This window comes from Tistrella mobilis KA081020-065 (assembly GCF_000264455.2).
In the GTDB taxonomy this organism is placed as follows: Bacteria; Pseudomonadota; Alphaproteobacteria; order Tistrellales; family Tistrellaceae; genus Tistrella; species Tistrella mobilis.
On the sequence record NC_017957.2, the window covers coordinates 416,309 to 429,479 of the forward strand.

At 65.2% G+C, this 13,171-nt stretch carries 12 protein-coding genes, 2 pseudogenes and 1 CRISPR repeat array (1 of these 15 only partly in view); of the genes and pseudogenes, 11 read left to right on the forward strand and 3 right to left on the reverse strand.

The window, feature by feature from the left end; all coding sequences use genetic code 11:
• Nucleotides 1-413: a CRISPR direct-repeat array (repeat unit 37 nt; unit sequence GTTTCCATGACCGGAGCGATTGGTCATGGCTTCAAAC); it begins 169 nt to the left of the window's first position.
• A 153-nt stretch (nucleotides 414-566) separates the two neighbouring features.
• The 10 genes and pseudogenes from cas1 to TMO_RS19750 all read left to right on the forward strand — a co-directional run bounded on the left by cas1 (nucleotide 567) and on the right by TMO_RS19750 (nucleotide 10,441).
• Complete coding sequence (gene cas1 / locus TMO_RS19710; protein ID WP_014747450.1) at nucleotides 567-2,558, forward strand: CRISPR-associated endonuclease Cas1; 1,992 nt, start codon at nucleotides 567-569, stop codon at nucleotides 2,556-2,558.
• 30 nt (nucleotides 2,559-2,588) lie between these two features.
• Nucleotides 2,589-2,876 carry a CRISPR-associated endonuclease Cas2 gene (gene cas2 / locus TMO_RS19715; protein ID WP_041607140.1) on the forward strand — a complete coding sequence of 96 codons (288 nt, stop codon included), beginning with the start codon at nucleotides 2,589-2,591 and terminating at the stop codon, nucleotides 2,874-2,876.
• A 354-nt stretch (nucleotides 2,877-3,230) separates the two neighbouring features.
• Nucleotides 3,231-3,344, forward strand: a pseudogene (locus TMO_RS32845) (antirestriction protein ArdC); the annotation flags it as partial.
• Nucleotides 3,341-3,502: pseudogene (locus tag TMO_RS32850) on the forward strand (hypothetical protein); the annotation flags it as partial. The pseudogenes TMO_RS32845 and TMO_RS32850, both read left to right, overlap by 4 nt.
• A gap of 54 nt (nucleotides 3,503-3,556) precedes the next feature.
• Entirely contained in the window at nucleotides 3,557-4,084 is a 528-nt protein-coding gene (locus tag TMO_RS32855; protein ID WP_014747452.1) for an ArdC family protein, read from the forward strand.
• Nucleotides 4,085-4,268: 184 nt separating this feature from the next.
• A complete protein-coding gene (locus TMO_RS19725; protein ID WP_051045304.1) occupies nucleotides 4,269-5,402 on the forward strand; it encodes an ISAs1 family transposase in 1,134 nt (377 codons plus the stop codon).
• Nucleotides 5,403-6,200: 798 nt separating this feature from the next.
• Entirely contained in the window at nucleotides 6,201-6,905 is a 705-nt protein-coding gene (locus TMO_RS19730; RefSeq protein ID WP_014747454.1) for a ParA family protein, read from the forward strand.
• Nucleotides 6,902-7,261, forward strand: coding sequence for a hypothetical protein (locus tag TMO_RS19735; protein WP_041606910.1), 360 nt, complete (start codon nucleotides 6,902-6,904; stop codon nucleotides 7,259-7,261). Before TMO_RS19730 ends, TMO_RS19735 begins: the two co-directional genes overlap by 4 nt.
• 898 nt (nucleotides 7,262-8,159) lie before the next feature.
• Nucleotides 8,160-9,992, forward strand: a complete 1,833-nt coding sequence (locus tag TMO_RS19745; RefSeq protein WP_145978300.1) for a glycoside hydrolase family 3 protein — start codon at nucleotides 8,160-8,162, stop codon at nucleotides 9,990-9,992.
• Nucleotides 9,993-10,141: 149 nt separating this feature from the next.
• Nucleotides 10,142-10,441, forward strand: a complete 300-nt coding sequence (locus tag TMO_RS19750) for a GIY-YIG nuclease family protein (protein ID WP_322111272.1) — start codon at nucleotides 10,142-10,144, stop codon at nucleotides 10,439-10,441.
• An 80-nt stretch (nucleotides 10,442-10,521) separates the two neighbouring features.
• Here TMO_RS19750 and TMO_RS19755 read toward each other — a convergent pair whose 3' ends face one another.
• On the reverse strand, nucleotides 10,522-11,274 hold the full coding sequence (locus TMO_RS19755; protein WP_014747458.1) for an Asp/Glu racemase: 753 nt from the start codon (nucleotides 11,272-11,274) through the stop codon (nucleotides 10,522-10,524).
• 142 nt (nucleotides 11,275-11,416) lie between these two features.
• Between TMO_RS19755 and TMO_RS19760 the strand changes: the two genes are divergently transcribed.
• Nucleotides 11,417-12,175 (forward strand): TetR/AcrR family transcriptional regulator, encoded by a 759-nt coding sequence (locus TMO_RS19760; protein WP_014747459.1) that lies wholly within the window; start codon nucleotides 11,417-11,419, stop codon nucleotides 12,173-12,175.
• 31 nt (nucleotides 12,176-12,206) lie between these two features.
• Here the strand turns inward: TMO_RS19760 and TMO_RS32860 are convergent, their stop codons facing one another.
• Nucleotides 12,207-12,467 (reverse strand): hypothetical protein, encoded by a 261-nt coding sequence (locus tag TMO_RS32860; RefSeq protein ID WP_014747460.1) that lies wholly within the window; start codon nucleotides 12,465-12,467, stop codon nucleotides 12,207-12,209.
• Nucleotides 12,467-13,171 carry a VOC family protein gene (locus TMO_RS32865; protein ID WP_014747461.1) on the reverse strand — a complete coding sequence of 235 codons (705 nt, stop codon included), beginning with the start codon at nucleotides 13,169-13,171 and terminating at the stop codon, nucleotides 12,467-12,469. Before TMO_RS32865 ends, TMO_RS32860 begins: the two co-directional genes overlap by 1 nt.

The window sequence follows — 13,171 nt, forward strand, 5'->3', positions numbered from 1 at the left end:
AACGCGTCGACTCCTACAACAAGGAGCACGGCCTGGAGTTTCCATGACCGGAGCGATTGGTCATGGCTTCAAACCACTCAATCGCCAAAACCTATCCTCTCGAGTTTCCATGACCGGAGCGATTGGTCATGGCTTCAAACACGGGCCGTTCCCGTTCCTCGACGTCGCCAGGTTTCCATGACCGGAGCGATTGGTCATGGCTTCAAACCATGACCATGACCGTTTCCGATCTCGTTCTGGTTTCCATGACCGGAGCGATTGGTCATGGCTTCAAACGAGACTTCGCATGCGGTCCTCGTTTTTCGCCGTTTCCATGACCGGAGCGATTGGTCATGGCTTCAAACTATACACTGTATAAGGAGGCGAAGCAGCGGAGGTTTCCATGACCGGAGCGATTGGTCATGGCTTCAAACTCCCCCTCTTCCAGGCCATTGTCAAGATATCCTGTTTTGGTCCATTTTCCGTCGGGATCGGGATCATTTCATACACAGGTATTCGTCCCTTGAAGACATCCAGGTTTCTGCAATAATATCAGACAATTATGAATTCCACTGGGTCTTTCCGCCATGTTCGACCGTCTGCTTGCTCCCGATCGGCTCTGGGAAGCCTGGTTCAAGGTGTTGCGCAACCGTGGCGGTCCCGGTGGCGATGGTGAAAGTCTGGATGCCTTCCATATCGGTGTCGAGCCCCGGCTTGCCCGGCTGGCGGCCGATGTGCGGGGCGGAACCTACCGGCCAGGGCCCTATCGTCTGCTCGATGTTCCGAAGGATGATGGCGGCACCCGCCGGCTGGCCATTCCCTGTGTCGCGGATCGGGTTCTGATGACATCCGCGGCCCTGGTCATGGGGCCGATGCTTGATGCGACCTTCGAACCCTCAAGCCATGGCTATCGGCCGGGCCGTGGGGTTCGCACCGCCATTGCCCGGGTCGAGAGCCTGCGGGATCAGGGTTTCCACTGGGTGCTGGATGCCGATATCACCAGATTTTTCGATCGCGTGCCCCATGACCGCCTGCTCGATCGCTTGCAACAGGCCACCGGGGATGCTCGTCTGGTCGATCTCGTCGGCCTCTGGCTGGATGGCTATGATCGGGAAGGCGAAGCCGGACGGGGGGACGGTCTCGGGCTGCCGCAGGGCTCTCCCGTCTCGCCACTTCTGGCCAATCTCTATCTGGATACGGTCGATGAACGCATCGCGGCCGCCGGGCTTCATCTGGTGCGGTTTGCCGATGATTTCGTGATCCTGGCGGCAGACGAGGCGGCGGCGGAAGGCGCGCGCGCCCATGTCGCCGCCCTGCTTGCCGATCACGGCCTGCATCTTCATCCGGACAAGACCAGGGTGGTCAGTTTCGATCAGGGGTTCGCCTTTCTGGGCAAGCTCTTCGTCCGCTCCCTGGTGCTGCCCCGGCCCGATGACGATCCAACGCCGGAGGCGGCCATGCCTCCGGCGACGGCATCCCCGGTGCCTGACCCGATCGCGATGACGCCAGGCGATCCCGAAGCTTCGCCGATCCTGCGGCCACTCTATGTCGTCGAACCCGGGCGCCGGCTCAGCGTCCGCAATCAGGCCTTCACGGTGGAAGAGATCGAGACGGGGCGGGAGCTGATCGCGCTTCCGGCGGCACGTGTCGGTCGCATCGAACTCGGTCATCGGGTCGCCGCCGATGCCCGGTCCCTGCGCCATGCGGCGGCCGCCCGTATTCCCGTCGCCCTGCTCGACGGCCTGGGCGGGGTCGAAGCCTGGCTGGAGCCAGATGGCGGTGCCCGGGGGCAGCGCCATCTTGCCCAGGCGCGTCATATCCTGAACCCCGACAGCCGGCTCACCCTGGCCCGGCTGCTGGTGGATGCCCGGCTTCAGACCACCCAGGCCCTGCTCAAGCGTCTGAACCGACGCAAGCGTCTGGCAACGGTCGATGCGGCTGCCGATCGGCTGAAGCGGATCCGGCGGAAACTGCCGCTGGCCGCCGATATCCCGCAGCTGATGGGACATGAGGGCGAGGCCGCCGCGATCTACTGGCCGGCCCTTGGAGCCCTGATCGACCATGGCTGGGTCTTCCGTCGCAGATTGCGGCGCAACGCGGCTGACCCGGTGAACCTGATCCTGGACTGGCTGGCATCATTGCTGGCCCGCGAGATTAAGGCCCTTGCCACCCGCCACGCTCTGGATCCGGGTCTCGGTGTGCTTCACGAGGTGCGCGACGGCCATGATGCGCTGGTCTCGGACCTGATCGAAATCTTCCGGGCGCCACTCGCTGAAGCCTGCACGGTCTATCTGTTCAACAACCGGATCCTGGGGCCCGATGACATCATCCGCTATCCGCCGCCGCCGGATGCCCCCGATCAGGCGGGTGTCCCTGGCCAGCCGGATGGCGGCTGGCGGGTGCTGCCGGAAGCGGGGCGGCGGGTGATCCGCACCTGGGAAGGCTGGCTCGACCGGCCGGTGACCGGCCCGGATGGGCGGCGGCGGGCCTGGCGCGGCCTGATCGACACCCAGCTTGCCGCCTGGTGCCGGCATATCGAGGACGACGCACCCTTCGTCCCCTATCACCTGGACTACTGAATGCCCGCCTGCCAGCAGAAAGCCGCCCTCATGTCCGAGACCCGCTTCGTGATGGTCTATGCCTATGACATCGTCGCCGACCGTGACCGCGACCGGATCGCCGGCCTCCTGGAAGATGTGGCCGTGCGCGTGCAGCGCAGCGTGTTTGAAATTCGCCAGACCCGGGAGGAGGCCGACCGGCTCATCGCCCGCCTGACCCCGTATCTTGCCCCCGGTGACAAGCTCAGGGTCTATGCCCTCGGGGCCACCGGTCTTGATCACAGCCGTGTTTTCGGCGGGCCGCCGCTTCCGGAACCCGCGGATTACTGGTTGCTGTAAACCTCACCCGATGCGACGCCGGAAAGCGTGGGAACCCAGGTTCCCCGCGGCGCAAGGGGCAAGCGCCAGCGGCGGTGCCGCCGTCGTCGATCGCGGGGTCTCCCCAGCCTTCGGCGGCAGGCCGCCTGCAGGCCGGCGCGCAGCGCCGCCCCGGGCTCGGGCCCGGGGTGGGTGATCCCCCTCCCCGCGATCGACCCCTCTGAGCTGCGCCGCTTCCCCTCCTTCGTTCGCCCCTTGGGCGTTGTCGGTCGATGAAATCGACCGACACATCAAGACGGAGGAGACCATGAAGCAGGATCTTCACGCCGAGGTGACCGCCCGGATCGTGGCGCAGCTTGAGACGGGTGTGCGGCCCTGGATGCGCCCCCCCGACCGCAACCAGAAAAATCGACGGGGGAGAGCGTTGCAGGCCGGCCGCTTCGGGCCACGGGTGAGCCCTATCGTGGAATCAACACCCTCATTCTGTGGGAGGCGAGCCTCATCCGCGGCTATCATGCGCCGACCTGGATCACCTTCCGGCAGGCCGGATTCTTAATGGGTGTGGGGCAGAAGGCGGCACAGTCCGTCGGGGTGAGCGCGGGACCACGGTTGTCTACAGCTCTGCCCTCACCCGTACCGATGTCGATCCGGAGACGGGCGAGGAAGCAGAGACCCGGATCCCGTTCCTGAAGAGCTATACGGTGTTCAATGTCGAGCAGTGCGACGGACTGCCGGACCGATTGACGGCTCCGCTTCCCGCGTGCCCCGAACCTGAACGGATCGCTGCCGCCGAAGCCTTCATCGAGGCGACGGGCGCCCGCATTGAGGCCGGGGGTGGGCGTGCCTTTTATGCGCCGGCCCGGGATATGATCGGCATGCCGGCACGCGCTGCCTTCCGCGACGCTCATGGCTGGTACGCCACCCTTTTGCACGAGCTGACTCATTGGACCGGTCATCCCGCCCGGTGTCATCGTCAGTTCGGCCGGCGCTTCGCCGATCAGGCTTACGCCCGTGAAGAGCTGGTTGCCGAGCTTGGCGCGGCCTTCCTGTGCGCGGATCTGGGCGTTGCACTCACGCCGCGCGAGGACCATGCCGCCTATCTCGCGAGCTGGCTCGATGTGCTCAGGGCAGACAAGCGTGCGATCTTCCAGGCCGCGAGTTTTGCGGCACGGGCGGTCGACTATCTCCATGCGCTGCAGGCGGCGGCATCGGGGCAGGCTGTCGCGTAGCCATAAAAATGCACTTACATCACTGTATATACAGTGATGTAAGTGCATCTCAATATATCATTGGCCTCTGATGGGCGGAAGGACAGTGACGGGCATGGGCAGGGCAATCGGGTGAAACAGTGCGTGACAGGACGGAAAAAGTCTGAATCTCTCGTTGTCGACGTTGCTGGCTTGGGAGGGATGGATGGAACCGTGTGGGGCCTTGGGCGAAGCGATTGGGTTTCTTGAGCATTTTGAGGAGCTTCCGGACGGGCGGCAAGCTGGCAAGATTGTGTATCCGCTTGATGAGGTGCTGCTCCTGAGCCTTCTGGCGGTGCTGGCGGGAGCGGAGACCTTCACGGACATCGCGCGCTTTGGCCAAAAGAAGCTCGATCTGCTGCGGCGCTTCCGGCCATTCGCGGATGGCACGCCGCCGCACGACACGCTGGGTGACATCTTCGCGTCGCTGGACGCGGAGAGCTTTCAGCGGTGCTTCGTGTCGTGGGTGGCGTCGGTTACCGGGACGCCTGAGGGCGTGATCGCCATTGATGGCAAGACCGTGCGGCGTTCGGGCGGGAAGAAGGACGCGAAGGCGCCCATCCACATGGTCTCGGCCTTCGCCGCCCGGCAGCGTCTGGTGCTGGGTCAGGTCAAGGTGGACGAGAAGTCGAACGAGATCGTGGCCATTCCCAAGCTATTGGACCTGCTGGCGATCGAAGGGGCCATCGTGACCATCGACGCCATGGGATGCCAGCGCGACATTGCGGCCAGGATCACCGACAAGAAGGCCGATTACGTGTTGGCCCTCAAAGGCAATCAAGGATCGCTGCGCGAGGACGTCGCCCTGTTCGTCGCCGAACAGCAGGCCAAGGGCTTCCAGGATACGACCATCAGCCAGCACGAGACCGTCGACGGCGATCATGGCCGGATCGAAACCCGCAAGACCACCGTCATCCATGATGTCGCCTGGCTCCGGGCGCGACATGACTGGCCCGGCCTCAAAAGCATCGTCGTCGTGGAAAGCACGCGACGGATCGGCGACAAAATCGACAGCGAAACCCGGCTCTACATCACATCATTGGCGCTCATCGCCGCTCTCGTCGGGCCGATCATCAGAAGTCATTGGGCCATCGAGAATAGTCTCCACTGGGTCATGGATATGGTCTTCCGTGATGACGAATGCCGGGTGCGTACCCAAAACGCCCCAGCCAACTTCACAACCCTGAAGCACATGGCACATAACCTGCTGCGACAAGCACCGGGAAAGGACTCCCTACGCCTCCGACGCAAGGTCGCCGCCTGGGACGACGACTTCCTCGCAAGCCTCATCGCAGTTTAAAAACTTTCACCCGATTCCCCTGCGGGCATGGGAGCGTGGCTTGTCTTAAAATCTCCGTCCGAAGGGCCGGTGTCGATCGGATGAATTCTGGTAGTCTGAGGCTGTCATGGTGGTGTTCTGAGCGAATACCATGAGATGCCTGCGCTGCAGGGACGGGCTTGTTCTTTGGGGTGAGTTTAAGTAATTTCAATGGGTTGAAGGTAAGAGGTTCCCCCGCACGGGCGGGGATAGACCCGACTACGGCTATCACCCCGTGCGGCTGGTCAAGGTTCCCCCGCACGGGCGGGGATAGACCCCAGCACACTCCGATTCGGCATTCCCTCTCGCTGGTTCCCCCGCACGGGTGGGGATAGATCGGCTGACGAGCAGAGCCCACGTTCGTGCGAGCCCTGCGGCCTTCAGTACGTCGGAGAGGTTGAGGGGAGCATCAGACAGTTCAGGTTCGCTTGCGGTCCTGGTTCGCCAGACCTGCATTGCTGACGATCGTCGCGTGGCTGGGGTGCCGGTAGCCGTCTGCAAGATCATGCGATCGGGGCGGGGGATCGCCAGGCGCCGCCCATTTTCTTTTAAGAATCAGGCCGACGGTCGGGCCGCGCTCCCGCGCGATATCTCTTCAGATCGCTCTTTTTGCGTTTCATGCTGGTTGGCCCCTTTGCCTTCACGAGCCAGTTTCGCTTCCCCCTTCCACCACTGGGAAGAACAGCATGTCTCATCATGCATAAAATCATATTTGCATATATACAGCTAAACACTAATGCATCTATGTAGATACGTATAAGAGCCTGAAGGAGACCGTCGATGCCCGTCATCGCACTCGCCAACAGCAAAGGCGGGGTGGGGAAGTCGACCACTGCCCTGGTCCTTGCGCAGGTGTTTGCGGCCCAGGGCGCCGGAGTGACGCTGCTCGATGCCGACCCGAACCAGCCGCTTGGGGCCTGGGCGGCACGGGATCCCGAGCGGGTGCCGGCCCTGCTCCGGGTGGTGCCTGATGTGACGGAGGAAAACATCCTCGATCACATCGACAGTGCTGCGGCCCGTGATCCCTTCGTGATCGTCGATCTGGAGGGCACGGCCAATATGGCGGTGTCCTATGCGATCGGCCGGGCGGACATGGTGCTGATCCCCATGCGCGGATCCCAACTGGATGCGGATCAGGGGGCGCGGGTCATCAAGGTGATCGCCCGCCAGGCCCAGGCCTTTCGCAGGACGATCCCCTATGCGGTCCTCTTCACCTGCACGAGCGTCCTCAGGGGACGGGACTTCCGCCATATTGCGGCCAGTCTTCAGGATGCCGGCATTCCCATTCTGCCGGCGGAGATGGTCGAGCGTGCGGCTTTCCGGGCGATCATGCAGATCGGAGGCACCATCTATGACCTCGGCCCTGGTTCTGATTCAGGTTCGGGCGACGTCGCCAATCCCGAAGCGGCGATCGAGAATGCGGAAGCCGTCGCGGCAGCTGTGGTGGACTATTTGAAGGGACATGTGAAGGGAGATGGGGCATGAGCGAGAGCAAGCGTGACGGCGCCCGCAAGCGCGCCACCCTGGATCTCAGTGGCTTTGCTCCAACGCCGGCGAAGCCGGCCGCGGCCGATGTCGCTGCCGCAATCGGACGCGAGGCCGGGTTCACCTCCCGGGCGGCTTCAGGTTCCACTCCGGCGCCCACCTCCACTCCGACACCCGCGCCGCGCCGTGATGCCCGCATGACCATCGTGCTGCCGGCGGGTCTGCATGACTGGCTCCGCGAGCAGGCTTTTCACCGCGGCACATCGATGCGCGGGGTGATCATGGCGGCGCTCAAGGGGGCCGGGGCGCCGGTCGATGACGACGATCTCCACGATCGACGCCAGACACGCGACTGAGTTCGGCAGAGGTCGGGCCGCGAGGGGATGGGGCAACACGCACCCATCCCCTTTTTTGTGTTTTTGGGTAGGCGCGATGTGCCCACGCGACGGTTGCGAATCACATCTGGTCAATCTTGTCCCGAATCGGCTAGCATTCGGCCCGATGGTGATTCGAGGGCTGCGCAGCAACCTTTCGCGGATCCGACGAAAGCCAGATGTAACCGACAACCCCGCCGGGTAATCCACGATGATTTCTACAATGATTCTGGGACTCCTTTGAAAAATGGGTTGCCGGGGCGCGGAAAGAGGCTTCACGTGAAAGCTATGATGAGATCTTCGCGCTCGGAGATACGGCACGCCGTGGCCGCCCACTGCTCCCGACAGCACGCTGCCGGGAATGGGATGCTGTATGTCTATGTGCCGACCGAGCTGGATCGACTGAAGAGTGTGCGGGGGGTGAGCAGTCGTGCCCCGCTTGTGGAAGAGGCACTGAGGGAATTTATCGAACGCAATCAGGCCGAAAAGTAAAAGCCTCGGTCGTTGGTGCGACCGAGGCTTTCAGAGATTGAGTGTAAGACCCGCGAAGCCGCTAAACTAGCGCGTATCGGACAAGTATAGATCCAATGATAGCGGCTGGCGGCCCCCTCGGCAAGATCCATCTTGCGCGAGCGGATGTCTTTGTGCCCGATCTCCGGCCTCTGGAGAGGACGGACAGGAGTATGAAAACCGCGACAGGCGCGGTGCGCGATGAGCCGGCGGCTCATGCGCGACCAGGCGGCCATTGCCGATGGCGACGGTGTCGGCGAAGACGAGATGGATCGCCTGCTGGATGCCGAACAGGAGCGGTTGCGCGCTGAGGGGTATTGACCGCGACCTGATGGGCCGCCGCCGGGCTGGCCGACGGGCCACCGGTCTGATGATCCGTGCGGCCGCAGCCCTGATGGCGCTGGTGCTGACGTCTGGCGGCGCCGGGGCGGCCGGGACGGTGACGCCGGAGATCTGGCCGGTGCCGGCGCGTGCGCTGGCGGCCGATCCGGTGCTGGAGGCGCAGATCGATGCTCTTCTGGGCCGGATGACGCTGGACGAGAAGGTCGGCCAGACGATCATGGCCGATGTGGCGGAGGTGACCCCCGCCGATCTGGCGCGCTGGCCGCTGGGGGCGCTGTTCGCCGGGGGCAATTCCTCCCCCGGCGGTACCGGGCTGGTGCCGCGCGAGCGCTGGCTGGCGGCGGCGGATGCATATCATGCGGCATCGCTGGCACGCAGCGGCATTCCGGTGATCTGGGGCACCGATGCGGTGCACGGCCACAATCGGTTGATCGGTGCCACGGTCTTTCCGCACAACATCGCGCTGGGGGCGGCGGGCGACCCTGATCTGGTGCGCCGGGTGGGCCGGGCGATCGCGGCCGAGGTGGCGGCGACCGGCCTGGACCAGAGCTTCGGCCCGACGCTGGCGGTGGCCCGCGATGCCCGCTGGGGGCGTGTCTATGAAAGCTTCGGCAGCGACCCCGCTCTGGTCGCGCGGCTGGCGGGGGCGGCGGTCGAGGGGTTGCAGGGGCGGGTGGGACAGGATTTCCTGAAAGATGGCCGGGTGATCGCCACCGCCAAGCATTTCATCGGCGATGGCGGTACCACCAAAGGCACTGATCGCGGCGATACGCAACTGCCTGAAGTTGTGCTGCGCGACATCCACGGCGCCGGCTATCCGCCGGCCCTGGCCGCCGGGGTGCAGACGGTGATGGCCTCGTTCTCGTCGTGGAACGGCGCCGCGCTGCATGGCCATCAGGGGCTGCTGACCCGGGTGCTGAAGGATCGGATGGGCTTCGACGGCATCCTGCTGGGCGATTGGGACGGCCATGCCGCGCTGCCGGGCTGCACCCCGGGCAGCTGCCCCGCAGCGATGACCGCCGGGCTGGACATGTTCATGGCCGCCACCGACTGGCGGGGGCTGTTTCAGGATACGGTCCGGCGCGTGCAGACCGGCGAGATCGCCATGGCACGGCTGGACGATGCGGTGCGGCGGATCCTGCGGGTCAAGCTCCGCTCCGGGCTGTTCGACCGGCCCGCGCCGTCGGAACGCGCCGCCGGCCTGCCCGAACCGGGGGCCGCAGCCCATCGCGCCCTGGCGCGCGAGGCGGTGCGCCGCAGCCTGGTGCTGCTGAAGAACGACGGAAACCTGCTGCCGATCGACCCCGGGCTGCGGGTCGCGGTGGTCGGGCCCGGCGCCGACGATATCGGCATGCAATCCGGCGGCTGGACGCTGGACTGGCAGGGCGGCATCGGCCGGAACGGGATGTTTCCCGGCGCGACCTCCGTTTTCGACGGCATCCGGGAGGCCGTGACCCGTGCCGGCGGCAGCGCCGAACTGGCGCCCGACGGCCGCTTCGCCACCCGCCCGGACGTGGTGATCGCCGTCTTCGGCGAAACCCCCTATGCCGAAATGGCCGGCGACCGCCCGGATCTGGATTTCGGCCGCAGCGACGGCGGCCGGGCACAGGCGATGCTGCAAAATCTGAAGGCAGCGGGCCTGCCGGTGGTCAGCGTGTTCCTGTCGGGCCGGCCGCTGTTCATCGGCCCGGAGATGGCGGCATCGGACGCCTTCATCGCGGCCTGGCTGCCGGGCAGCGAGGGGGCGGGCATTGCGGATGTGCTGTTTCGCGCCGCCGACGGAACCATTGCCCATCCCTTCACCGGTCGGCTGCCGATGGCCTGGCCGGGGGCCGGCGATGCGGCCCGGATTCCGGAATGAGAATGCCAATCCTCGCTATTGATAACCATTCTTAAAAATATGGGCACAGTCGCTGACGACGGGAGCCCCCATGATTTCTGGAGCGGCGGCAACAGGGCGAGCCCAATCGTTGCCCGGTACATTGCGCGGATTGGTCCAGGAGGGTCGTGATGCCGAAGATGATGGTCGTGTACAAGGTCACGTGGCCGAATGGCAAGATATATGTCGGTAGTGACATGACCGACTCGATTACCTATTTCGGTAGTCCGGACAAGAGCCTCATCGAAGCTGACTTTCCCGACCGTCAGTCCCGTCGCGACATGACCGTGCGGCGTGAGATCTTGTGGGAGTCTGAGACTGCCACCCCATCAGATGTCCTGCGACGGGAGCGTGCATTGATCATTGCACTTCGCGCCAATGATCCGACGGTGGGGTACAATAGAACACCTCGTCTGCGCCGGGGACGCTGACCTCGAAGCGATCAGAGATGTGCGCATCCCCGAAGGCCCGGATGGCAGGATCGATGGCGGAACGGGCGGCGGCAGAATAGTCACCCGGCCGATGACGTCGCCACAAGCGGCCCCGGGTCATAGCCGAGCCGGCGCAGCATGCTGCGTGCGGTGCATTCGGCGGTGGAGGTGACCGGCTTGCCGAGCCTCTGGCCCGCCGCCGCCAGCACGTCGAAACTGGGCATCTGGACGCAGGCCGACATCACCACGCAGTCGGCACCATCCGTATCCAGGTCGCCCAGGGCGGCGAGCAGCCGGTCGCCCGGGATGCGGCCGACCTCCTGATTGTCGGTGACGCTGAAATTGCGGTAGTCGACCACCTCGATGCCTTCGGCCGCGACATAATCGGCCACGATGCGGGCCAGGCCGTCGGCATAGGGCATCAACAGCGACACCCGCCGGTGGCCCAGCCGGGTGAGTTCGTCGCACAGCGCGCCGGCAGAGGTCACCACCGGAAAGGGGCGCCCGCCTTCGGCGGCGATGGCACCGAGGGCGGCTTCGGAGCTGCGGTGATAGCCCGGCCCCATCGCCATGATCGCGACCAGACAGGCATAGCCGGCGACATCGATCGGCGCATCCGAGAGTTCGGCGGCACAGCGGCGGCTGTCGGCATCCATCGCCGCCAGCTCGTCCAGGGTGACGTGCTTCATGCGCATGCGCGAGGCGTGGAAGGTGAAGCGCAGATCGTCGCGCGCCGCCGACCAGCGGTTCAGGAAGGCGGGGATCTCGGTTTCCATGGTGGTGTTGGAACTGGGCACGATCTGCCCGATCCGGTGGATCCTGGGGGTGGTCATCACGCGTCCTTCGCAGGCTGAGGGGAACGGAAAGTCAGACGCTGCCGCAGGGTTTCTGACGCAGGTGCCGGAAAGGCGATGCGTGTGTGCGCTGCGGCGTGATAGGAAGGGGGCAGTCATCGAAGAGGGAAGAGGCAGGCATATGGCCAGGACGGCGAAGGCCGGGACGAACGGGACGCCCGAAGCGCCTGAGACGCAGGCCACCGATGCCCCGCGCGACATGCGTAAGGCGCTGGTGGAGAAGCAGATCATGGAGCAGGCCTGCATCCTGTTCGCCCGCAAGGGCTTCGACGGCACCACGCTGACCGATGTCGCCGACGCCGTGGGGCTGACCCGTGCCGCGGTCTACTACTATTTCCGCAACAAGGAGGCGCTGCTGGAGGCGATCGTGGTCGAGGCGACCGCCGCCCCGCTGGCGGAAAGCGCCGCCTGGCGCGAGACGGCGCCCGAGGACCCGGTGGAGCGGCTGCGCAGCTTCGTCGAGATGCGGGTGCGGGGCGTGCTCACCCGTCAGCTCAAGATGCGGATGATCGAGGTGACCGAGGCCGTGCTGCCGCCCGACATGGCCGCGCGCCATATCGAGGCCAAGCGCCGGGTGCTGGCGGAGTACCGCGCCATCCTGCGCGAGGGCATGGAGGCGGGGGCATTCCGGGCCCAGGACGAACGCGTGGCCGCACTCGCGATCATCGGCATGGTGAACTGGACGGTGAACTGGTTCGCCCCCGGCCGCGGGGCCGATCTCGCCGCCGTGGCGCGGCAGATCGCCGACATGGCGGTCCAGTCGGTGATCTCGGCGCGCAGCGACCGCAACCGGCTGTCGGACCCGAAAGCCGCGCTGGCGGCGCTGCGCGACGATGTCGAACAGCTGGCTTTACTGCTGGCGGCCGATCGCAAGGTCTGATCCGAGGATCGCTCCCCCGTATCGGTCTCCGTCAGGCCGGCTGATTGGTCCCGATCACCGTGACGGTGTCGCGGCCCCATTCGGCCACTTCGCCGTCCAGGCCGCCGGTGAACATCCCGTACCAGAGCGCGGGCTTCATCCCCAATGCCTTGCGTTCGAACGTCATCGGACCATCGGTTTCGATCATCCAGTAGCCCTTGCGGGGGTCGGAGATGCGATAGCCGTCACGGCCGCGCGACACGTCGACCAGCGGCCTGAATTCAGGCACATCCACAACATAAAGACGGGGCATCACGCTTCCTCCAGCCAGGCGTCGACCAGGGCGGCCTTGCGGCGCCATACGGCATCGATATCGGTCATCCGCGTGCCGGAGGCGCGGGCGGCGTCCTCAAGCTCGATGGCGGCACGCAATGTCAGCTCGGCGTCCTCGGCATCGATCCGTTCGATCGCGCGCAGACGCAGCGTCACCTCCAGCGGATAACCGTTGGGGTCGAGGAAATAGATCGATTCGATACCTTCATGCCGGGTGTAGGGCGAAACGATGACGCCCCGGGCCTCCAGCGTGTCCTTCCAGCGCTCCAGCTCCTCGCGGCTTTCCACCCCCCATGCGGTGTGGGTGGCCGCATAGAAATAGTGGTCCTCGGGCAGGTACTTCTCAGGGCGGTCGGTGCCGATGTAGTAGAAGAAGGCGATGGTCGCACCGTTGCCGGCATCGAAAAAGAAGTGCAGGAAGTCGGGGTGGTCCGGCTGGCCCCAGCCGCGGGCGCTGATCGTGTGGATCAGCTTCAGGCCGAGGATGTCGCGGTAGAAGGTCACCGTCTCGCGCAGCTTCCAGGTCGGCCGGGCGGTGTGGTCGACGCCGTGCAGGCGGAGCTGCACCCCGTCTTCCGAGGCGGACTTCAACGCCTGCACATCCGGATCCTGGGTGCGGTAGGCGCGATTGGTCGAGAAGGCCGTATCCTGGCGAGCCTTCTGATGGATGGTGTCTGCGGTCAT